The sequence below is a fragment of the Comamonas halotolerans genome, assembly GCF_030162935.1.
Lineage (GTDB): Bacteria > Pseudomonadota > Gammaproteobacteria > Burkholderiales > Burkholderiaceae_C > Comamonas > Comamonas halotolerans.
The window spans coordinates 1-545 of record NZ_JASAUZ010000040.1 but is presented as its reverse complement, the minus strand read 5'-3'; the positions used below and the strand labels follow the sequence as shown (position 1 = coordinate 545).

Below are 545 nucleotides of genomic sequence, written 5' to 3'. Positions count from 1 at the left end.
TGGATGGCATCCACTTCTGCGCTGCATGCCGCCAGCCATAAAACCATGGCACATAAGCCAGTGCTTTTAAAAAGCCATATAGGGGACATGCGGGCCGGATGCATGGGCATCACTGCGCAGAAGGTTGGCGCTGGAATGAAAAACTGCCATCCCATTCGGGAAGGGGCGCTGGTGGCAGAGGAACAATGCTGTTAATTTCTGGGATATGGGTGCCAGGTACACGATCTAGTGCTCTGGAAATTCTGTCGTAGCGTTTTGCTCTTTCCAGATCTATAGAAATTGGTGCGTGCTCGGAAATGCCTGTATCACCGCTTTCAAAAATAAGATACAAATCAAATGCAGCCATTGAGTTACCCAATTCGGTTGATTTTTGCAGTGCTTGAAGCATAAGTCCTAAGTCTTTAGATACCGCACGATGGTAACTGGCCAGATTTTTTGCACCTAAGGCAGAATTTTGTGCAACAGCGCATTCAAGCATGGATTTTCCAATATTGAATTTTTTAAAATTAAATATGAGTTTGTAACCCACATAGGCCTGCCCATCA

Annotated in this window: 1 protein-coding gene; it reads right to left on the bottom strand. The window is 45.5% G+C overall.

Annotated features, from left to right (window positions below):
* Nucleotides 1–109: 109 nt before the first annotated feature.
* Nucleotides 110–545, bottom strand: a 436-nt coding sequence (locus QEP11_RS14315) for a DUF6396 domain-containing protein (RefSeq protein WP_284337331.1), incomplete at its 5' end; no start/stop codon positions are given.